This window comes from Pseudoroseomonas cervicalis (genome assembly GCF_030818485.1).
Taxonomy (GTDB): domain Bacteria; phylum Pseudomonadota; class Alphaproteobacteria; order Acetobacterales; family Acetobacteraceae; genus Pseudoroseomonas; species Pseudoroseomonas cervicalis_A.
Window position 1 is genome coordinate 435,033 of record NZ_JAUTAJ010000004.1, and the last position, 20,883, is coordinate 455,915.

Below are 20,883 nucleotides of genomic sequence, written 5' to 3' on the forward strand. Positions count from 1 at the left end.
CCGCAGCGTGGCGTTGACGCCGCAAAATGCCGCTGCCTAGTGTCGCGCTGGAAGGGTGCGGCCCATGGCCGGTGCCAGAAGGCGGGGGATGAACAGGTGAACAAGCAGGATCTCGTCGCGGTCGTCGCGGAGACCGGGGAGCTGTCCAAGGCCAAGGCCAGCGAAGTGCTGGACGCGGTGTTCGATGCCATCAGCCAGTCGCTGAAGGCCAAGCAGGAGGTGCGGCTGGTGGGCTTCGGCACCTTCTCCACCTCGCGCCGCAAGGCCGGGAAGGGGCGCAATCCGCGGACGGGGGAGGAGATCGAGATCGCCGCCACCACCATGGTGCGCTTCAAGGCCGGCAAGGCGCTGAAGGACGGGCTGGGCTGAGCGCGCTCCTGCGCCGCAGGGCCAGGAGGGGACGGGGAAAGGGTCGGCGGCAGCCGGCCCTTTTTTCATGGCCGTGTGCCGGGGCGGGGCAGGGGCGCCAGGCCGCTTTTTGGGCTTGGCGCCGCCCCCGCGGCGGGGCTAAGCGCGGTGTGCTGTGCGGGCACTTAGCTCAGCGGTAGAGCGCCTCGCTTACACCGAGGATGTCGGCGGTTCGAATCCGTCAGTGCCCATTCGGTTCTCCATCAAATCAATGCACGAAAAAGCGGTTTTGGTGCGTTGACAGGAGGGGAGCGGGGCCGTATTTCCCGCCCCACGACGACGCAAGCGGGTGTAGCTCAGTCGGTTAGAGCGCCGGCCTGTCACGCCGGAGGTCGCGGGTTCGAGCCCCGTCACTCGCGCCATCGTCTTAGGCAAAAACGCCGCCCTGGGTGACCAGGGCGGCGTTTTGTCATTCCGAGCCTTTCCGTCTTTCAATGTTCCGCAATGCCCAGGGGGCTATGGCGAACCGGCCGCTTGGGGGGTAATGTCCGCCCAGCGTTGCGCTGCGGCATGCCCCGCGGCGTGGCTGGCTATGCGCTCCCCTGCGCAGGCCATACTGGGCCGCGGGCCCGAGGGACGGATGCATCATGACCCAGCCCCTGCTGGCGAACTATTTCCCGATCCTGGTCTTCCTGGCCATTGCCGCCGCCATCGCGGTGGCGATGGTGGGTGGCAGCGTGCTGGCGGCCCGCCAGAAACCCTATGCGGAGAAGGTCTCCGCCTATGAGTGCGGCTTCGAGCCGTTCGACGACACGCGCCGGCGCTTCGATGTGCGATTCTACCTGGTCGCCATCCTGTTCATCATCTTCGACCTGGAAGTGGCCTTCCTGTTCCCCTGGGCGGTCTCGCTCGGGCAGATCGGCTGGTTCGGCTTCCTGTCGATGATGGCGTTCCTGGGCGTGCTCACGGTCGGCTTCATCTATGAGTGGCGCAAGGGCGCCCTGGACTGGGAGTGAGCGGGCGGATGAGCGCGAACGAACAGCTGGCCTGGAACAGCCAGGCCCTGCCGCCGGGTGCCGAGCAGGACGCCGTCATCAAGGGCGTCTCCGGCGAGATCGAGGACAAGGGCTTCATCGTCGCCAACCTGGACAAGGTGGTGAACTGGGCGCGCACCGGCAGCCTCTGGCCGATGACCTTCGGCCTGGCCTGCTGCGCCGTGCCGATGATCCACGCCTATATGCCGCGTTACGATCTGGATCGCTTCGGCGTGATCCCGCGCGGCTCGCCGCGCCAGTCGGACGTGATGATCGTGGCCGGCACGCTGACCAACAAGATGGCCCCCGCTTTGCGCAAGGTCTATGACCAGATGGCCGAGCCGCGCTGGGTCATCTCCATGGGCAGCTGCGCCAATGGCGGCGGCTATTACCATTACAGCTACAGCGTGGTGCGCGGCTGCGACCGCGTCGTGCCGGTCGATGTCTATGTCCCCGGTTGCCCGCCGACGGCCGAGGCGCTGGTCTACGGCATCCTGCAGCTGCAGAAGAAGATCCGCCGGACGGGGAGCATCCTGCGTGGCTGACGAAACCGCCCTGGAACCGGCGGAGGCGCCGCGCGCGCCGACCGCCCAGGAAGCCCTGCTGGCCACCGTGCTCGGCGCCGTGCCGGAGGGGGTGGTCACCGCCTCCCGCATCGCCCGCGGCGAGGAGATCGAGCTGCGCATCCGCCGCGAGGCGCTGCACGCCGTGCTGCAGATGCTGCGCGACGATCCGCGCCTGGCCTTCGAGCAGTGCATGGATATCTGCGGCGTCGACTGGCCGACCCGCGCGGCGCGCTTCGACGTCGTCTACAACCTGCTGTCGCTGACCCATAACCACCGCATCCGTGTCATCACCGAGACCGATGCGGCGACGCCGGTGGCGACGGTCTGCGATCTCTGGCCCTCCGCCACCTGGTTCGAGCGCGAGGCCTGGGACATGTACGGCATCGTCTTCGACGGCCAGCCCGACCTTCGCCGCATCCTGACGGATTACGGCTTCGAGGGGCATCCGCTGCGCAAGGACTTCCCGCTGACCGGCTTCGTCGAGGTCCGCTACGATTCCGAGCGGCAGCAGGTGGTCTATGAGCCCGTCAAGCTGCAGCAGGATTTCCGCAATTTCGATTTCCTCTCGCCCTGGGAAGGCATGACCACGCTGCCCGGCGACGAGAAGGTGCATCTCAACCGGATCACCCGCGAATGAGCCTCAGCACCGACGACACCCCGGCCGCCGGCGGCACGCGCACGGTCGAGATCGACAGCCACACCATCAATTTCGGCCCGCAGCATCCGGCGGCGCATGGCGTGCTGCGCCTGATCCTGGAGATGCAGGGCGAGGTGGTGGAGCGCGCCGACCCGCATATCGGCCTGCTGCATCGCGGCACCGAGAAGCTGATCGAGCACAAGAGCTACCTGCAGGCGCTGCCCTATTTCGACCGGCTCGACTATGTCGCCCCGATGGCGCAGGAGCATTGCTTCGCCCTGGCGACGGAGAAGCTGCTCGGCATCGAGGCGCCGATCCGCGCGCAGTACATTCGCGTGCTGTTCGCCGAGATCAGCCGCATCCTGAACCACATCCTGAACATCACCACCTATGCGCTGGATGTGGGCGCGACGACGCCCTCGCTCTGGGGCTTCGAGCAGCGCGAGATCCTGCTGGAATTCTACGACGCCACCTCGGGCTCGCATTACCACGCGAACTACTTCCGGGCGGGCGGCGTGGCCAAGGATCTGCCGGCGGGGCTCACCGACCGCATCGCCGGCTGGGCCGAGCAATTCCCGAAATTCGTCGATGATGTGGAGCGGCTGCTGACCGGCAACCGCATCTTCAAGCAGCGCACCGTCGATATCGGCGTCATGACGGCCGAGGAGGCGATGGCCTGGGGCTTCTCCGGCCCCTGCATCCGCGCCTCGGGTTGCGCCTGGGATCTGCGCCGCAGCCAGCCCTATGACGTCTATGACCAGCTGGATTTCGAGATCCCGGTGGGCAGCCATGGCGATTGCTATGAGCGCTACCTGGTGCGCATCGCGGAGATGCGCGAGAGCCTGAAGATCATCAAGCAGTGCCTGGCGCAGATGCCGGGCGGCCCGATCAAGGTCGCCGACAGCAAGATCGCGCCGCCGAAGCGGGCGGAGATGAAGCGCTCGATGGAAGCGCTGATCCACCACTTCAAGCTGTATTCCGAGGGCTACCACGTGCCCGAGGGCTCGACCTACACGGCGGTCGAGGCGCCGAAGGGCGAGTTCGGCGTGTTCCTGGTGGCCGACGGCACCAACCGCCCCTATCGCTGCAAGATCCGCGCCCCCGGCTTCGCCCATCTGCAGGCGATGGAGAAGCTGTCCAAGGGCCACATGCTGGCCGACGCCGTGTCCGTCATCGGCAGCCTGGATATCGTGTTCGGAGAGATCGACCGGTGAGCGCCCCGCATTCGCACCACCATGAGGAGCCGGCGAGCTTCGCCTTCGACGCCGAGAGCGAGGCGCAGATCGCGAAGATCCTGAAGCGCTACCCGGAAGGCAAGCAGGCCAGCGGCGTCATCCCGCTGCTCTATGTCGCGCAGAAGCAGATGGGCCGCGCCACCGGCAGCGCCTGGGTGCCGCGGGTCGCGATGGACACCATCGCCGAGCGGCTCGGCATGGCGCCGATCCGTGTCTACGAGGTCGCCACCTTCTACTTCATGTTCAACACCAAGCCGATCGGCCGGTTCCACCTGCAGGTCTGCGGCACGACGCCCTGCTGGCTGCGCGGCTCGGACGAGGTGCTGCGGGCCTGCAAGGATGCCGGCGCGCTGTCCGGCTATGGCGACACCAGCGAGGATGGTCTGTTCACCCTGACCGAGGTGGAATGCCTCGGCGGCTGCGTGAACGCGCCCATCCTGCAGGTGGATGACGATTACTACGAAGACCTGGACTACGAGAGCACGGTCAAGCTGATCGAGGCGCTGAAGCGCGGCGAGCGGCCGCAGCCCGGCAGCGCCAAGGGCCGCCTCTGCTCCGCGCCGGAAGGCGGGGCGGAGACGCTGCTCGACATTCCGCTGATGGACGCGCCGGCCGGTGGCCGGCCGGTGAAGGAGTGAGACCATGGCGCTGAGCGACAAGGACCGCATCTTCACCAACCTCTACGGCATCCATCACTGGGGGCTGAAGGAGGCGCAGCGGCGCGGCAATTGGGACGGCACCGCCGCCATCATCGCCAAGGGGCGGGACTGGATCATCGAGGAGATGAAGCAGTCGGGCCTGCGCGGCCGTGGCGGCGCCGGCTTCCCCACCGGCATGAAGTGGAGCTTCATGCCGAAATCGAACCCGGATGGGCGTCCCTCCTACCTCGTGGTCAATTGCGACGAGTCGGAGCCTGGCACCTGCAAGGACCGCGACATCGTCCGCAACGATCCGCACACGCTGATCGAGGGTTGCCTGATCGCCGGCGTCGCCATGGGCGCGCATGCCGGCTACATCTACATCCGCGGCGAATACTATAACGAGCACCTGGTGCTGCAGGCGGCGATCGACGAGGCCTATGAGGCCGGTCTGCTCGGCGCCAATGCCGCCGGCTCGGGCTGGGATTTCGACCTCTACGTGCATCGCGGCGCCGGCGCCTATATCTGCGGCGAAGAGACGGCGCTGATCGAGAGCCTGGAGGGCAAGAAGGGCATGCCCCGGCTGAAGCCGCCCTTCCCGGCGGCGGTCGGCCTCTATGGCTGCCCGACCACGGTGAACAATGTCGAGACCATCGCGGTGGTGCCGACCATCCTGCGCCGCGGGGCTTCCTGGTTCTCCTCCTTTGGCCGGCCGCGCAATTCCGGCACCAAGGTGTTCTGCATCCAGGGCCATGTGAACAAGCCCTGCAATGTGGAAGCCGAGATGAGCATCCCGATGCGGGAGCTGATCGAGCGCTATGCCGGCGGCGTGCGCGGCGGCTGGGACAATCTGCTGGCGGTGATCCCGGGCGGGTCGTCCACCCCGCTGCTGCCCAAGCATATCTGCGACGACGTGCTGATGGATTTCGACGCGCTGCGCGAGCACAAATCCGGCCTCGGCACCGCCGGCGTGATCGTCATGGACAAGTCCACCGACATCATCAAGGCGATCGCCCGGCTGGCGCAGTTCTACAAGCATGAGAGCTGCGGCCAGTGCACCCCCTGCCGCGAGGGCATGGGCTGGCAGAAGCGCCTGATGGACCGCATGGTCGAGGGCCGCGCCGAGATCGAGGAGATCGACCTGCTGGAGGGCGTCACCCGGCAGATCGAGGGTCACACCATCTGCGCGCTGGCCGATGGCGGCGTGTGGCCGGTGCAGGGGCTGATCCGCCACTTCCGCCCGCTGATGGAAGAGCGCATCCGCCAGTACAAGCAGAAGCACAGCGGCGGCATGCCGCTGGCGGCGGAGTAAGCGGCCATGGCCAAGGTTACGATCGACGGGATCGAGGTCGAGGTCCCCAACGGCGCCACCGTGCTGCAGGCCTGCGAGGCGGCGGGGAAGGAAATTCCCCGCTTCTGCTACCATGAGCGCCTGTCGGTGGCCGGCAATTGCCGCATGTGCCTGGTCGAGGTGGAGAAGGCGCCGAAGCCCGTCGCCTCCTGCGCCTATCCGGTCGCCGATGGCATGAAGGTCTTCACGGATAGCGAGCTGGTGCGCAACGCCCGCCGCAACGTGATGGAATTCCTGCTGATCAACCATCCGCTCGACTGCCCGATCTGCGACCAGGGCGGCGAGTGCGACCTGCAGGACCAGGCGACGGCCTATGGCGGCCAGGGCGGCCGCTACCGCGAGCAGAAGCGCGCGGTGAAGGACAAGTATATGGGTCCGCTGGTCAAGACGATCATGACCCGCTGCATCCAGTGCACCCGCTGCGTGCGCTTCGCGACCGAGGTCGCGGGCGTGCCCGAGCTGGGCGCCACCGGCCGCGGCGAGGACATGCAGATCGGCACCTATGTCGAGAAGGCGCTGACCACCGAGCTGTCCGGCAATTTGATCGACATCTGCCCGGTGGGCGCGCTGACCAGCCGGCCCTACGCCTTCGTCTCCCGCCCCTGGGAGCTGCGCAAGACCGACAGCATCGATGTGCTGGACGCGGTGGGTGCGAATATCCGCATCGACACGCGCGGGCCTGAGGTGCTGCGCATCATGCCGCGCACCAATGAGGATGTGAACGAGGAGTGGATGGCCGATCGTGGCCGCTTCTCCTTCGACGGGCTGAAGCGCAAGCGGCTGGATCGTCCCTGGATCCGCGAGAACGGCAAGCTTCGCCCCGCCGGCTGGGAAGAGGCCTTCGGGGTCATCGCGGCCAAGTTCAAGAACCTGCCGGGCAACCGGCTGGGCGCCGTCGCCGGCGACCTGGTCGATGCCGAGAGCGCTTTCGCGCTGCGCGAGCTGATGGTGGGGCTGGGCTCGGCCAATCTCGATTGCCGCCAGGATGGCGCGGCGATCGACGTGTCGCGCCGCGACCACTACCTGTTCAATTCGGGCATCGCCGGCATCGACGAGGCGGATGCGCTGCTGATCATCGGCAGCAATCCGCGCCAGGAAGCCCCGGTGCTGAATGCGCGCATCCGCAGGCGCTGGGCCTCGGGCGCGCTGAAGGTGGCCTATATCGGGCCCGAGGGGCTGAACCTCACCTACAAGGCGGAGCATCTGGGGGAGGGGCCGCAGGCCCTCTCCACCCTGCTCTCCGGCACCGGTGCGTTTGCCGAGGTGCTGAAGGGCGCCAGCAAGCCGATGATCATCCTGGGCCGCGCGGCCATCGCCCGCCCGGATGGCGCGGCGGTGCTGGCCGCCGCCTGGGAGCTGGCGAAGCAGACCGGTGCGCTGACGCCGGAATGGCACGGCTTCAACCTGCTGCATCTGTTCGGCGGCCAGGTCGGCGCGCTGGAGGCCGGCTTCGTGCCCGGCCCGGGCGGGCTGGACCTCGCCGGCATGCTGGGCGGCGGAGTGGACGCGCTCTGGCTGCTGGGCGCCGACGGTTTCGACCCGGCGCTGATCCCGGCCGAGACCTTCGTGGTCTATCAGGGCCATCACGGTGACCGGGCGGCGGCGCGGGCGGATGTCATCCTCCCCGGCGCGGCCTACACCGAGAAGGAAGCGACCTACGTCAACACCGAGGGCCGCGTGCAGCGCGGCCGCCTGGCGGTGCATCCGCCGGGCGAGGCGCGGGAGGATTGGCGCATCCTGCGCGCCGCCGGCGCTGCCCTCGGCGTGGCGATGCAGTTCGACAGCCTGGAGGCGCTGCGCGAGCGGCTGGTCGCCGCCAACCCGGTCTTCGGCATGGTCGATGGCCGCATCGCCGGCGGCTGCGCCGACACCACCGGCCCCTCGGCCGGCGGGGCGAGCCTGGGCTCGGACGCCTTCACCCTGGCGCTGACCGATTACTGGCAGGCCGATCCGATCAGCCGCGCCTCGGACACCATGGCCGAGTGCAGCCGCATCTACAGCGACGCCACGCCCAAGCTGGCGGCGGAGTAAGCAGGCATGGACGCTTTCCTCGCTTCCCCGATCGGGATCCTGGCGATCACCGTCGCCCAGACCCTGGCGCTGCTGGTGCCGCTGCTGATCGGCGTCGCCTACATGACCTATGCCGAGCGCAAGATCATGGCGGCGATGCAGATGCGGAAGGGGCCGAATGTGGTGGGCCCCTTCGGCCTGCTGCAGCCCTTCGCCGACGCGCTGAAGATGCTGCTGAAGGAGACCATCATTCCTTCCGGCGCCAACCGGGCGCTGTTCATCTTCGGCCCGATGCTGACGCTGATCCTGGCGCTGATCGCCTGGGCGGTGATCCCGGTGAATGAGGGCTGGGCGATCGCCGACATCAATGTCGGTGTGCTCTACCTGCTGGCGATCTCCTCGCTCGGCGTCTATGGCATCGTCATCGCCGGCTGGGCCTCGAATTCGAAGTATGCGTTCCTCGGCGCGCTGCGCTCGGCGGCGCAGATGGTGTCCTACGAAGTCTCGATGGGCCTGGTCATCGTGACCGTGCTGCTCTGCGTGGGCAGCCTGAACCTGACGCAGATCGTGCTGGCGCAGAAGACGGTGTGGTTCGCCATCCCGCTCTTCCCGATGTTCATCATCTTCTTCATCTCGACGCTCGCCGAGACCAACCGCCCGCCCTTCGACCTGGCCGAGGGCGAGTCGGAGCTGGTGGCGGGCTTCATGGTGGAATACTCCTCCATGACCTACGCCCTGTTCTTCCTGGGCGAATACGCCAACATGATCCTCATGTCGGCGATGACCACCATCCTGTTCCTGGGTGGCTGGCTGCCGCCGATGGACATCGCGCCCTTCAACTGGGTGCCGGGGCCGATCTGGTTCATCCTGAAGATCTGCCTCTGCCTGTTCACCTTCGTCTGGGTGCGCGCGACCTTCCCGCGCTACCGCTACGACCAGCTGATGCGTCTCGGCTGGAAGGTGTTCCTGCCCTTCAGCCTGGTCTGGCTGGTGCTGACCGCCTTCGTGCTGAAGATCATGGGGTGGCTGCCGGCATGACCCGCGAAAGCTTCTTCGTGACGACCCTTGTCCAACCCGGAAGCGCGGGCTACCCCCGCGCGGCGAGGTGAGAGATGGCGACGCTGGACCGCATGGCGCGCAGCTTCCTGCTGGCCGAGCTGGCCTCGGGCATGGCGCTGACGCTCAAGTATTTCTTCGCGCCGAACAAGGGCACGATCAACTATCCCAATGAGAAGACGGCGCTGTCGCCGCGCTTCAAGGGGGAGCACGCGCTGCGCCGCTACGCCAATGGCGAAGAGCGCTGCATCGCCTGCAAGCTGTGCGAGGCCGTCTGCCCGGCGCTGGCCATTACCATCGAGGCCGAGCCGCGCGAGGATGGCAGCCGCCGCACCACGCGCTACGACATCGACATGACGAAATGCATCTATTGCGGGCTGTGCGAGGAAGCCTGCCCGGTGGATGCCATCGTCGAGGGGCCGAATTTCGAGTTCGCGACCGAGACGCGCGAGGAGCTGATCTACAACAAGGATCGGCTGCTCTCGAATGGCGACCGGTGGGAGCCGGAGATCGCCCGGCGGCTCGAGCTCGACGCCCCCTACCGTTGAATTCCGCGGCGGGGAGGGGTCCGGTCGTGTCCCTCCCCGCGGCTTTCCTTCACGGCCCCGTCCTCCTGCCAGGACGGCTCATTCGGAACGGTGCCATGATGCTGCATCTGCACGCGGGCGGGCTGCGATGATCGCCGCACTCGCCTTCTATGTCTTCGCGGCCATCCTGATCGCGTCCGCGGTCATGGTGGTGACCAGCCGGAACCCCGTGCACAGCGTGCTGTTCCTGATCCTGGCGTTCTTCAACGCCGCGGCGCTGTTCCTGATCGCGGGGGCCGAATTCCTGGCGATGATCCTGGTCATCGTCTATGTCGGCGCGGTCGCGGTCCTGTTCCTGTTCATCGTCATGATGCTGGACATCGACTTCGCGCGGCTGCGCGAGGGCTTCCAGCGCTATGCGCCGATCGGCGCGGTGATCGGGGCCATCCTCTTCCTCGAGCTGCTCTTCGTCTTCGGCTCCTGGCAGTTCGCGCCCGACGCGGCGGCGCTGCGGCTGAACCCGGCCCCCGATGCCGGGGTGAGCAACACCGAGGCGCTCGGCCTGCTGGTCTATACGGACTACGTCTTCCTGTTCCAGGTGGCGGGGCTGATCCTGCTGGTCGCGATGATCGGCGCCATCGTGCTGACGCTGCGCGACAAGCCGGCCAACAGCAAGCGCCAGGACATCGCGGTGCAGGTGGCGCGCGGCGAGGCGGTGACGATGAAGCAGGTGCCGGCGCGCGCCGGCCTCGGCCAGCTTGGCATCCTGCGGCGCCCGCTGCCGGAGGCGGAGAAGCCCAAGGCGCTGACGCATGACGGGCATGGCGCTCACGGCCACGGGGCCCATGGGCATGACGACCACCATGGCGGGGGGCACCACTGAGATGCTGAGCGTCGGCCTTGGCCATTACCTCACGGTGAGCGCGATCCTGCTCGTGCTCGGCGTGTTCGGCATCTTCCTGAACCGGAAGAACGTCATCGTCATCCTGATGGCGATCGAGCTGATCCTGCTCTCGGTGAACCTGAACCTGGTGGCCTTCTCGGCCGTGCTGCAGGACCTCACCGGTCAGGTCTTCACCATGTTCGTCCTCACGGTCGCCGCCGCCGAGGCGGCGATCGGCCTGGCCATCGTGGTCATCTATTTCCGCAACCGCGGCAGCATCGAGGTGGAGGATATCTCCACCCTGAAGGGTTAAGGCGCATGTTCGTCGGTGCCGTCTTCTTCCCGCTGCTGGGCGCGTCCATCTCCGGCTTCTTCGGCCGCTGGATCGGCGACAAGCCCGCGCAATGGGCGACCGTGATCTGCATGGCGCTGGCCGCCTTCTGCGGCCTCTCGGCCTTCGCGCAGGTCGCGCTCGGCCACGCCCCGGCCACGGTCGAGATCCTGACCTGGCTCGATGTCGGCGGGCTGCAGCTCTCCTGGGCGCTGCGCTACGACACGCTGTCGGCGATGATGGTGGGCATGGTCACGCTGATCTCGACCATGATCCACCTCTACAGCGTCGGCTACATGTCGCATGACCCGACGCAGCCGCGCTTCTTCGCCTATCTCTCGCTGTTCACCTTCATGATGCTCATGCTGGTGACGGCCGACAATCTGCTGCAGCTGTTCTTCGGCTGGGAGGGCGTGGGCCTCGCGAGCTACCTGCTGATCGGCTACTGGTACGAGAAGGAGAGCGCCAACCGCGCGGCGATGAAGGCCTTCATCGTCAACCGCGTGGGCGATCTGTTCTTCATGCTCGGCATGGCGCTGACCTTCTGGACCTTCGGCTCCATCGAGTTCAACACCATCTTCCAGGGTGTCGAGGCGGCGCGGCTTCTCACCTTCGCGGGCTTCCCCGTGCTCGAGGTGATCGCGCTGCTGTTCTTCCTGGGTGCGATGGGCAAGTCGGCGCAGATCGGCCTGCACACCTGGCTGCCGGACGCGATGGAGGGGCCGACCCCGGTCTCCGCCCTGATCCACGCGGCCACCATGGTGACGGCGGGCGTCTTCCTGATGGCGCGCATGTCGCCGCTGGTCGAATACGCGCCGAACGTGCTGGGCTTCGTCACCGTGATCGGCGCGACCACGGCGATCTTCGCCGCCTCGGTCGGCATGGTGCAGAACGACATCAAGCGGGTCATCGCCTATTCGACCTGCTCGCAGCTCGGCTACATGTTCTTCGCGGTCGGCGTCGGCGCCTATCAGGCGGCGGTGTTCCACCTCTTCACCCACGCCTTCTTCAAGGCGCTGCTGTTCCTGGGCGCGGGCTCCGTCATCCACGCCATGTCGGACGAGCAGGATATCCGCCGCATGGGCGGCATCTGGAAGAAGATCCCGGTCACCTACGCCATGTTCTGGATCGGCTCCCTGGCGCTGGCCGGCGTGCCCTTCTTCGCCGGCTACTACTCCAAGGACATGATCCTGGAGGCGGCCTTCGCCGGCCATGGCTGGACGGCGAAGTATGCCTTCATCATGGGCATGGCCGCGGCCTTCCTGACCGCCTTCTACTCCTGGCGGCTGATCATCATGACCTTCCACGGCACGCCGCGCGCCGACCATCACACGATGGAGCATGTGCATGAGAGCCCGGCGGTCATGCTGATCCCGCTCTTCGTGCTGGCGCTGGGCGCGCTGTTCACGGGTGCCTATTTCTACGACAACTTCGTCGGCCATCACTGGGCGGAGTTCTGGAACGGCGCCATCGTCAACGCGCCGCACAACCACATCATGCACGAGGCGCATGAGGTGCCGTCCTGGGTGCCGCTGGCGCCAACGGTGGCCGGCATCCTGGGCATCGCCCTGGCCTATGTGTTCTACATGTTCGCCCCCGGCATCCCGGGGCGGATCGCGGCGGCGGTGCCGGGTCTGTACCGCTTCCTGCTGAACAAGTGGTATTTCGACGAGCTGTATGACCGGCTCTTCGTCCGCCCCGCGCGCTGCCTGGCGCAGCTGCTGTGGAAGGTGGGCGATGTGAAGATCATCGACGGCATGCCGAACGGCGCCGCCAGCCTCACCGCGCAGGCCTCCGGCCGGGTGGTGAAGCTGCAATCGGGGCGGGTGGCGAACTACGCCTTCGCGATGATCATCGGGCTTGTCCTCTTCGTCTCCATCTTCCTCTTTGGGGTCGGCCGATGAACGCCGCGGGTTTCCCCCTGCTGTCGCTGCTCACCTTCCTGCCGCTGGTGGGCGCGGCCATCATCCTGTTCGTGCGGGGGGAGGAGGCGGCGATCGCCTCCAACGCCCGCTGGACGGCGCTGTGGACCAGCCTGATCACCTTCGGCCTGTCGCTGATCCTGTGGTTCCAGTTCGACAAGTCGACGGCGGATTTCCAGTTCGTTGAGCAGCTGGACTGGATGCCGCAATTCGGCCTCGGCTACCACATGGGCGTCGACGGCATCTCGGTGCTGTTCGTGCTGCTCTCGACCGCCCTGGTGCCGCTCTGCATCCTCGCCTCCTGGGAGGCGGTGCAGAGCCGGGTGCGCGAATACATGATCGCCTTCCTGGTCCTCGAGACGATGATGGTCGGCATGTTCAGCACGCTGGACATGGTGCTGTTCTACATCTTCTTCGAGGGCGTGCTGATCCCGATGTTCCTGATCATCGGGGTGTGGGGCGGGGCGCGGCGCGTCTATGCCGCCTACAAGCTGTTCCTCTACACGCTGCTCGGCTCGCTGCTGATGCTGCTGGCGATGCTGCTGCTCTGGTACCAGGCCGGCACCAGCTACATCCCGGCGCTGTTCGAGCTGCGCATCCCCGAGCATGTGCAGACCTGGCTGTTCCTGGCCTTCCTCGCCTCCTTCGCCGTGAAGGTGCCGATGTGGCCGGTGCACACCTGGCTGCCGGACGCGCATGTCGAGGCGCCGACCGCGGGCTCGGTCATCCTGGCCGGCGTGCTGCTGAAGATGGGCGCCTATGGCTTCCTGCGCTTCTCGCTGCCGCTGCTGCCACAGGCGACCGAGTTCTTCGCGCCGCTGATCTTCGCGCTCTCGGTCATCGCCGTGGTCTACACCTCGCTGGTGGCGCTGGCGCAGGAGGACATGAAGAAGCTGATCGCCTATTCCTCGGTCGCCCATATGGGCATCGTGACGATCGGCATCTTCACCCTGAACCATCAGGGCATCTCCGGCGCCATCTTCCAGATGCTGAGCCATGGCGTGGTCTCCGGCGCGCTCTTCCTCTGCGTCGGCGTGCTGTATGACCGCGTCCACAGCCGCGAGATCCTGCGCTATGGCGGCGTCGCCAAGGTGATGCCCTCCTACGCCATGGTGTTCATGCTGTTCACCATGGGCTCGGTCGCGCTGCCCGGCACCGCCGGCTTCCCGGGCGAGTTCCTGGTGATCGTCGGCGCCTGGAACGCCAATCCCTGGGTGGCGCTGGGCGCCGGCCTCGGCATGATCCTGGGCGCGGGCTACATGCTCTACCTCTATCGCCGCGTCATCTTCAGCAAGATCACGCGCGAGGACCTGAAGGCGCTGCTGGATCTCAGCCCGCGCGAATACGTCACCTTCGCGCCGCTGATCCTGCTGACGCTGTGGATGGGGATCTATCCCTCCTCCTTCCTCTCCTTCTTCGAGGCCAGCGTCGCGGCGCTCGTCACGCGGCATGAAGCCGCGATGGCGCTGCCGCGCCTGGCCGGGATGTGACGGGCATGAACTGGACCCTCATCCTCCCCGAGCTGGCGCTGTCGCTGGTCGGGCTGGTCGCCCTGGTGGCGGGCGTGCTGCCGAAGCGCGACACCCACCAGGCCATCAACATGGCGGTGCTGGGCGGGCTGCTGCTCGCCGGCGTGCTGGTGATGATGCAGCCCGAGGGCGTGGCCTTCGCCGGGCAGTATGTCTCCGACGCCTTCACCCGCTTCATGAAGCTGCTGGTGGTGGCGGGCGCCGCGCTCGGCCTGCTGCTGGCGATGGACTGGAACGTGAAGGAGGGCCTGGCCCGCTTCGAGTTCCCGCTGCTGCTGCTGTTCAGCACCGTCGGCATGATGGTGATGATCTCGGCCAACGACCTGATCGCGCTCTATATGGGGCTCGAGCTGCTGTCGCTGTCGCTCTACGTGATCGCAGCCTTCAACCGCGACAGCGAGCGTTCGGCCGAGGCGGGGCTGAAGTATTTCGTGCTGGGCTCGCTGGCCTCGGGCCTGCTGCTCTACGGCTCCAGCCTGATCTATGGCTTCTCCGGCTCGACCAATTTCGACCGCATCGCCGATGCGCTGGGGGCGACCGATGGCGCGCCCTTCGGCCTCGTCGTGGGTCTGGTCTTCGTGCTGGCGGCGCTGGCCTTCAAGGTCTCGGCCGTGCCGTTCCACATGTGGACGCCGGATGTGTATGAGGGCGCGCCGACCCCGGTGACGGCCTTCTTCGCCTCCGCCCCCAAGGTCGCGGCCATCGCGCTGCTGACCCGCGTGGCGGCCGGGCCCTTCGGCGACCTGATCGGCCAGTGGCAGCAGGTGATCATCCTGACCTCGCTGGGCTCGATGATCCTGGGCGCGCTGGCGGCGATCGGGCAGAAGAACATCAAGCGGCTGATGGCCTATTCCTCCATCGGCCATGTCGGCTACGCGCTGATGGGCCTGGCCGTCGGCAGCGAGCTCGGCCTGCGCGGGTTGCTGCTCTACATGGCGATCTACCTCTTCACCAATGTCGGCGCCTTTGCCGTGCTGGTGGCGATGCGGCGCAAGGGCCGCGCGCTGGAGGGGATCGACGACCTGGCCGGCCTCGGCAAGTCGGATCCGGCGATGGCGCTGGCCATGGCGCTGTTCATGCTGTCCATGGCGGGCATCCCGCCGCTGGCCGGCTTCTTCGGCAAGCTCTACGTCTTCCTGGCCGCGGTGCAGGGCGGGTTCTGGACGCTGGCGGTGATCGGCGTGCTGACCTCCGCCGTCTCGGCCTACTATTATCTGCGCGTGATCAAGGTGATGTATTTCGACGCCGGCGAGGCGCTGGACCCGCGTCCGGCCAGCCTGTCGGTGGTCCTGGCCGGCACGGGCCTGTTCACCACCTTCTTCTTCCTGTTCCCGGCGCCGTTCCTGGCCGCCGCGCAGGCCGCCGTCGCCGCGCTGATGGGCTGAGAGAGACCCCGTCTCCCTCCGCCCGCGGCAGCCTGATAGAAAAAGATGGGGGTCCGGGGGAATTCCTTCCCCCGGACTCTTTTTTGTTGGGACCGCGATGACCTGGCGCCTGTCGATCCATGACGAGCTTCCCAGCACCCAGGATCTGGTGCTGACCGCCGCCCAGGATGGAGAGGCGGGGGGCCTGGCCGTGCTGGCCCGCCGGCAGAGCGCCGGCCGCGGCACGCAGGGCCGCCCCTGGCGCTCCCCCCAGGGCAATCTCTTTCTGTCGGTCCTGCTGCGCCCGGCGGGCCCGGCGCGGGACCTCCCGCAATGGTCGCTGCTGGCCGGGCTGGCGGTGGCCGACACCATCTCCGCCTATCTCCCGGACCCTGCGGCGCTGCGGCTGAAATGGCCGAATGACGTGCTGCTGGACGGTGCGAAGGCCGCCGGCATCCTGACCCAGGGGCAGCCGGATGCGGCGGGCGGCATCGCCTGGCTGGTCTTCGGCATCGGCGTGAACCTGGCCGAGGCCCCGGTGCTGCCCGATCGCCCGACCGCCAGCCTGGCCCAGCATGCCGGGCAGGCGCCGGAGCCGGTGGCCTTTGCCTGGGCGCTGCTGGCGCGGCTGGATCATTGGCGGGCGCGGCAGGAGGCGGAGGGCTTCGCGCCGATCCGCGCCGCCTGGGTGGCGCGCGGCCCCGCCCTGCAGGCGCCGCTGGCCCTGCAGCGGCCGGAGGGGCGGATGGAAGGCCTCTACCAGGGGTTGACCGAGGATGGGCGATTGCTGCTATGCAGCAAGGACGGCCCCATTGTCGTGGCCTCGGGCGAGATCGCCGGCTAGAGCGCCGGCGGGACAGGCAAAGGCCGCCATCCGGCCAGGAAGGAATGCCCGATGCTGCTCGCCATCGACGCCGGCAACACCAATGTCGTCTTCGCCATCCATGATGGCACCGCCTGGCGCGGCCGCTGGCGCATCCGCACCGATGCGGCGCGCACCAGCGACGAATATGCGGTGTGGCTGCTGGCGCTGCTCGGCCATGCGGGGCTGCGGGCCGGTGACATTTCCCGCTGCGTGCTGGGCACGGTGGTGCCGGCGGCGCTGTACAATCTGCGCCGGCTCTGCCGCGAATGGTTCGATTGCGAGCCGCTGGTGGCGCGCGCGCCGCTGGATTGGGGCTTCCCCATCCGGGTCGACCAGCCGGAGGAGGTGGGCGCCGACCGGCTGCTGAACGCGCTCGCCGCCCATCACCATTACCGCGGCCCGCTGGTGGTGATCGATTTCGGCACCGCCACCACCTTCGACGTGGTGGATTCGGATGGCGGCTATCTGGGTGGGGTGATCGCGCCGGGCATCAACCTGTCGATCGAGGCGCTGCACAAGGCCGCGGCCCGGCTGCCGCGCATCGGCATCGGCCGTCCCCAATCCGTGATCGGCACCGCCACCGTTCCGGCGATGCAATCCGGCATCTTCTGGGGCTATGTGGGTCTGGTGGAAGGCATTGTCGCCCGCATCCGCGCCGAATATGGCGCCCCGCTCAAGGTCATCGGCACCGGTGGCCTGGCCCCGCTCTTCGCCGAGGGCACCCCGGTGCTGGAGACCACCGACCCCGATATCACGCTGGAAGGGTTGCGCCTGTTGGCGGAGCGCAACGCCATCCCCATCTTCCAACGCACGAGTTTGCCTGACGCGCTCCGGTCCGAAGCGGATTGAGACGATGCGAGGGCCCAGGAACCTGCCCCGAGGGGCAATGATTAAACAAACAACAACACTTCCAACTGGCGAGTATCTATGGATCTGGACAACGGAGATTTTGCCTTCATCCCGCTGGGCGGGACGGGGGAGATCGGACTCAACCTGAACGTCTACCGATGCGACGGGCAGCTTCTGGCCGTCGATTGCGGCATCGGCTTCGGCGGCGCGGAGCAGCCCGAGGCCGAGGTGATGGTGCCCGACCCGGCCTGGCTGGCCGAGCGGCGCGACCAGCTGGTCGGCCTGGTGATCACCCATGCGCATGAGGACCATATCGGCGCGGTCGCGCCGCTCTGGCCGCATCTGCGCTGCCCGGTCTATGCCAGCCCCTTCACCGCCGCCGTGCTGCGCCGCAAGCTGGGCGAGGCCGGCCTTCTGCACCAGGTGAAGCTGGTCACCGTGCCGCTGGGCGGCTCGGTCGAGCTCGGCCCCTTCGGGCTGCGCTTCATCCGGGTGACGCATTCGGTGCCGGAGCCGCAATCGCTGGCGATCCGCACCCGCTACGGCACGGTGCTGCACACCGGCGACTGGAAGCTGGACCCCGACCCGCTGGTGGGCGAGCCGGCCGATGAGGCCGCCTTCGCCGCCCTCGGCGAGGAGGGCGTGCTGGCCATGGTCTGCGACAGCACCAATGCGCTGGTCGAGGGCCATTCCGGCAGCGAGGGGGAGGTGCGCCGCAACATGACGGCGCTGATCCGCCAGCTGAAGGGGCGCATCGCCGTCACCTGCTTCGCCACCAACATCGCCCGGATCGAGAGCGTGGCGCTGGCCGCCAAGGCCGCCGGGCGCCAGGTGGCGCTGTTCGGCCGCAGCCTGCGCAATGCCGAGGCCGCGGCGCGGGAATGCGGCTACCTCAAGGAGGTGCCGCCCTTCCTGACCGAGGATGACGCGGATGACGTGCCCGACGACCAGCTGCTGATCATCTGCACCGGCAGCCAGGGCGAGCCGCGCTCGGCCATGGCGAAGATCGCCGCCGACACCCATCCCCGCATCTCGCTGGGGGAGGGGGATACGGTGATCTTCTCCTCGCGCATGATCCCGGGCAATGAGCGCGCCATCCTGCGCATGCAGGACGACCTCGCCCGTGGCGGCTGCAAGGTGATGACGGCCGATGACCACATGGTGCATGTCTCCGGCCATCCGGCGCGGGACGAGCTGAAGCGCCTCTACAGCCTGGTGAAGCCGCGCTTCGCCGTGCCGGTGCATGGCGAGTGGCGCCACCTGCAGGAGCATGCGGCGCTGGCCCGGCAGATGGGCTCCACCCCCGTGCTGGTCGAGGATGGCGATGTGCTGCGCCTGGCGCCGCTGGCCGGCGGCAATGCCGCGCCGGAGGTGGTGGAGGGCGTGCCCACCGGCCAGCTGGTGCTGGATGGCGAGCGGCTGCTGCCGCTGGAGGGCGGCGTGCTCGGCGCCCGCCGGCGCATGCTGTTCAACGGCATCGTCGTGGCCTCGCTGGCGGTCGATCCGTCGGGGCGGGTGCTGGGGCAGCCGCAGGTCTCGGCCCCCGGCCTGTTCGACATGGCCGATGTCGAGCCGGCGCAGATCGCCGATGAGCTGGCGCGGCTGGTGACCGAGCTGCCGCCGGAGCTGAAGCGCGAGGATGACACGCTGCGCGATGCCGCGCGCACCGTGCTGCGCAAGGCAGTCTCCCGCCGGCTGCGCAAGCGCCCGGCGGTGGAAATCCACCTGCTGCGCGTCTGACGCGACGGGGCCGGCAGGGGGCTGGTGGCCCCCTGCGCCGGCTCAGCGCGCCCTGGCTTCCGCCGTCGCCGGCGAGGAGCGGGGCGTGGTGGGCGCGAAGGGCGGCAGGGCCCGCGCCAGATGATGCGCCGGGCGCTCCACCAGCCGGAACATCAGCGCGGCCACGGGCAGCGACAGCAGCACGGCCAGGGCGCCGATCTGCCAGGGCTCGGCCCGGTCGCGCAGCGCATGGGTCAGCGCCAGCAGCACCGGCATATGCGCCAGGTACAGGCTGAAAGAAATCTTCCCCAGCCAGAGCAGGCCCGGATGCCGCAGCGAGCGGGCGAAGGGCCCGTCGCGCTGCGCCAGCAGGATCAGCAGGGCGGAGCCGGCGATCACGCCGTAATCATGCGCCGCCATCGCCATGACCAGCACGGCGAGGCCGGCGGCCAGCGCCTGGGCGCTGTCCAGGGTCTTCGGCGGGCGCAGCGCCAGCACGGCGCCGGTGGCGAAGGCGGGCAGGAAGCCGGCGCTGGCCGCGAAGGTGGCGGGCAGGCTGCCGCCCAGCGAGACCTGGCCCTCCGGCATGCCGGCCAGCCGCGCCACGCCGGCGCCGAGCAGGGCGATGGCCAGCAGCCATTCGGGGCGGTGCCGCAGCAGCAGGGCCAGCGGCAGCAGCAGGGCGATGCGCCATTCATGCACCAGCGACCACAGCACCGGGTTCAGCTGGAAACCGTCGCCATGCCGCAGCAGCAGCGCCTGGCCGAGCAGGTCGGGCCAGTTCCAGGGGGCGGCCCAGGCGGCGCCGGCGACGATATGCGGGCTGCCCGGCGGCAGGGGCGCGCGCCAGGTCAGGCTCTGCAGCGCTGCCGAGAGCAGCAGCGCGCCCAGCACCGGCAGGCCGAGCCGCAGCGCCCGCTGCACCGCGTAATGCGCCCAGCCCGGCCAGGAGAGCACGCTGCCGGGGCTTCGCGCCTCCTGCCGGGCCAGCGCCCGGGTCAGCACATAGCCGCTGAGCACGAAGAAGAAGACCACCGCCTGCCGGCCCGTGGCCAGCGGGCGCAAGGGGGTCTCGGCCACCGCCCAGACCAGCCAGCGGGGCAGGTCGGGCAGGGTCAGCCACACATGGTGCAGCACGACGATCAGGGCGGCGATGCCGCGCAGCGAATCGAGTTCCACCAGCCGGGCGGCGGGTGGGCGGGCGGTGGTCGAGGCAGGAAGATCGGCCGGCATGGCGCTCCCGGATCCGGACGGGCCAACGCGCAAGGCGGCGGCCGGGGACGGTGAGATGCGGTCATCGGCGGTGGACCGCAGGCGGGCCCCTCAGCTTGGGCGAGGGGATGGCAGGGCCAACCCCCGATCACGCACTCGGTTGCGCCGCACCCATCACGGTGGGGCGAGCCCCCCTCCCGCCGCGGGGCAGGCCGGCCCTTCCTCGCCGCCGCGCCAGCGCCTATGTCCCCGGAGCGACGGAGGGAAGGCTGCGATGAACTGGTTCACCGGCTTCATGGTGTATTTTCTGGTCTGGTGGACGGTGCTGTTCGCCATGCTGCCGATCGGCGTGCGGCCGGATGCCGAGGGCCAGGCGCCCGGCAATTGGCGCGGCGCGCCGGCGGCGCCGATGCTGGGCCGCAAGGTGGTGTGGACCACCATCGCGGCGACGCTGATCTTCGCCGGAATCTATGCGCTGGTGACCAGCGACTATCTCAGCTTCCGCCAGGGCTGGCTGGCGATGCCTGGGGATTGAGCAGATTCGCGGCATCCGGAGCGTCGTCTGCATAGAAATCGCGCAGACATGCTTCGTCCGCCTGTTTTTTCGGCGAATCCGATTTGTTTTTGCGTTGCAGCGAAGGGGGGCTCGGCGCACGATCAGTCCCAGGAAGAGAGCTGGTTCTCTTCCTGCCGTGTGACTGGCGTTTCCTCCCTAAACTCGGGCCGCACCTTCGGTGTGGCCCTTTTTTTTGCTTGTATCGGCCGCGAACCGAGCCGGGCAAGCCAAATCGGCGGGACCGGTCCAGA

The 20,883-nt window shown here is 68.2% G+C and carries 20 protein-coding genes and 2 tRNA genes; 21 read left to right on the forward strand and 1 reads right to left on the reverse strand.

The window, feature by feature from the left end:
- The first annotated feature begins 96 nt into the window (after positions 1 to 96).
- From QE401_RS05910 to QE401_RS06005, 20 genes are all read left to right on the forward strand, one after another.
- Positions 97 to 369, forward strand: a complete 273-nt coding sequence (locus QE401_RS05910) for an HU family DNA-binding protein (RefSeq protein WP_307137331.1) — start codon at positions 97 to 99, stop codon at positions 367 to 369.
- 158 nt (positions 370 to 527) lie between these two features.
- Positions 528 to 599, forward strand: a tRNA-Val gene (locus QE401_RS05915).
- A 94-nt stretch (positions 600 to 693) separates the two neighbouring features.
- Positions 694 to 770, forward strand: a tRNA-Asp gene (locus tag QE401_RS05920).
- A 225-nt stretch (positions 771 to 995) separates the two neighbouring features.
- Positions 996 to 1,364 (forward strand): NADH-quinone oxidoreductase subunit A, encoded by a 369-nt coding sequence (locus tag QE401_RS05925; protein WP_271135580.1) that lies wholly within the window; start codon positions 996 to 998, stop codon positions 1,362 to 1,364.
- Between the two features lie 8 nt (positions 1,365 to 1,372).
- On the forward strand, positions 1,373 to 1,927 hold the full coding sequence (locus tag QE401_RS05930; protein ID WP_007002796.1) for a NuoB/complex I 20 kDa subunit family protein: 555 nt from the start codon (positions 1,373 to 1,375) through the stop codon (positions 1,925 to 1,927).
- A complete protein-coding gene (locus QE401_RS05935) occupies positions 1,920 to 2,585 on the forward strand; it encodes an NADH-quinone oxidoreductase subunit C (RefSeq protein ID WP_307137332.1) in 666 nt (221 codons plus the stop codon). The genes QE401_RS05930 and QE401_RS05935 overlap by 8 nt, the downstream gene beginning before the upstream one ends.
- Complete coding sequence (locus QE401_RS05940; RefSeq protein ID WP_307137333.1) at positions 2,582 to 3,799, forward strand: NADH-quinone oxidoreductase subunit D; 1,218 nt, start codon at positions 2,582 to 2,584, stop codon at positions 3,797 to 3,799. The genes QE401_RS05935 and QE401_RS05940 overlap by 4 nt, the downstream gene beginning before the upstream one ends.
- On the forward strand, positions 3,796 to 4,458 hold the full coding sequence (locus QE401_RS05945; protein WP_307137334.1) for a complex I 24 kDa subunit family protein: 663 nt from the start codon (positions 3,796 to 3,798) through the stop codon (positions 4,456 to 4,458). Before QE401_RS05940 ends, QE401_RS05945 begins: the two co-directional genes overlap by 4 nt.
- Positions 4,459 to 4,462: 4 nt before the next feature.
- Positions 4,463 to 5,770, forward strand: coding sequence for an NADH-quinone oxidoreductase subunit NuoF (gene nuoF / locus QE401_RS05950; protein ID WP_307137335.1), 1,308 nt, complete (start codon positions 4,463 to 4,465; stop codon positions 5,768 to 5,770).
- 6 nt (positions 5,771 to 5,776) lie between these two features.
- Complete coding sequence (gene nuoG / locus QE401_RS05955) at positions 5,777 to 7,840, forward strand: NADH-quinone oxidoreductase subunit NuoG (RefSeq protein ID WP_307137336.1); 2,064 nt, start codon at positions 5,777 to 5,779, stop codon at positions 7,838 to 7,840.
- A 6-nt stretch (positions 7,841 to 7,846) separates the two neighbouring features.
- Positions 7,847 to 8,857 (forward strand): NADH-quinone oxidoreductase subunit NuoH, encoded by a 1,011-nt coding sequence (nuoH, locus tag QE401_RS05960; protein WP_307137337.1) that lies wholly within the window; start codon positions 7,847 to 7,849, stop codon positions 8,855 to 8,857.
- A 74-nt stretch (positions 8,858 to 8,931) separates the two neighbouring features.
- Positions 8,932 to 9,423, forward strand: coding sequence for an NADH-quinone oxidoreductase subunit NuoI (gene nuoI / locus QE401_RS05965; protein WP_307137338.1), 492 nt, complete (start codon positions 8,932 to 8,934; stop codon positions 9,421 to 9,423).
- A 127-nt stretch (positions 9,424 to 9,550) separates the two neighbouring features.
- Positions 9,551 to 10,285, forward strand: coding sequence for an NADH-quinone oxidoreductase subunit J (locus tag QE401_RS05970; RefSeq protein WP_307137339.1), 735 nt, complete (start codon positions 9,551 to 9,553; stop codon positions 10,283 to 10,285).
- 1 nt (position 10,286) lies between these two features.
- Positions 10,287 to 10,598 (forward strand): NADH-quinone oxidoreductase subunit NuoK, encoded by a 312-nt coding sequence (gene nuoK, locus QE401_RS05975; RefSeq protein WP_271138029.1) that lies wholly within the window; start codon positions 10,287 to 10,289, stop codon positions 10,596 to 10,598.
- Between the two features lie 5 nt (positions 10,599 to 10,603).
- A complete protein-coding gene (gene nuoL, locus QE401_RS05980; RefSeq protein ID WP_307137340.1) occupies positions 10,604 to 12,520 on the forward strand; it encodes an NADH-quinone oxidoreductase subunit L in 1,917 nt (638 codons plus the stop codon).
- A complete protein-coding gene (locus tag QE401_RS05985) occupies positions 12,517 to 14,028 on the forward strand; it encodes an NADH-quinone oxidoreductase subunit M (protein ID WP_307137341.1) in 1,512 nt (503 codons plus the stop codon). Before nuoL ends, QE401_RS05985 begins: the two co-directional genes overlap by 4 nt.
- A gap of 5 nt (positions 14,029 to 14,033) precedes the next feature.
- A complete protein-coding gene (nuoN, locus tag QE401_RS05990; RefSeq protein WP_307137342.1) occupies positions 14,034 to 15,452 on the forward strand; it encodes an NADH-quinone oxidoreductase subunit NuoN in 1,419 nt (472 codons plus the stop codon).
- Positions 15,453 to 15,549: 97 nt separating this feature from the next.
- Positions 15,550 to 16,275 (forward strand): biotin--[acetyl-CoA-carboxylase] ligase, encoded by a 726-nt coding sequence (locus tag QE401_RS05995; protein WP_307137343.1) that lies wholly within the window; start codon positions 15,550 to 15,552, stop codon positions 16,273 to 16,275.
- Between the two features lie 51 nt (positions 16,276 to 16,326).
- On the forward strand, positions 16,327 to 17,145 hold the full coding sequence (locus QE401_RS06000; protein WP_307137344.1) for a type III pantothenate kinase: 819 nt from the start codon (positions 16,327 to 16,329) through the stop codon (positions 17,143 to 17,145).
- Positions 17,146 to 17,223: 78 nt separating this feature from the next.
- The gene (locus QE401_RS06005) at positions 17,224 to 18,885 is read left to right on the forward strand and encodes a ribonuclease J (protein ID WP_307137345.1); all 1,662 of its coding nucleotides are present in this window, start codon (positions 17,224 to 17,226) and stop codon (positions 18,883 to 18,885) included.
- Positions 18,886 to 18,927: 42 nt separating this feature from the next.
- On the opposite strand, the gene QE401_RS06010 is transcribed toward QE401_RS06005, so the two are convergent.
- Positions 18,928 to 20,097: an acyltransferase family protein gene (locus QE401_RS06010; protein ID WP_307137346.1), complete on the reverse strand. Its 1,170-nt coding sequence runs from the start codon at positions 20,095 to 20,097 to the stop codon at positions 18,928 to 18,930.
- 253 nt (positions 20,098 to 20,350) lie between these two features.
- Here QE401_RS06010 and QE401_RS06015 point away from each other — a divergent pair, with 253 nt between their 5' ends.
- Entirely contained in the window at positions 20,351 to 20,611 is a 261-nt protein-coding gene (locus QE401_RS06015) for a DUF1467 family protein (protein ID WP_307137347.1), read from the forward strand.
- Positions 20,612 to 20,883: the final 272 nt, after the last annotated feature.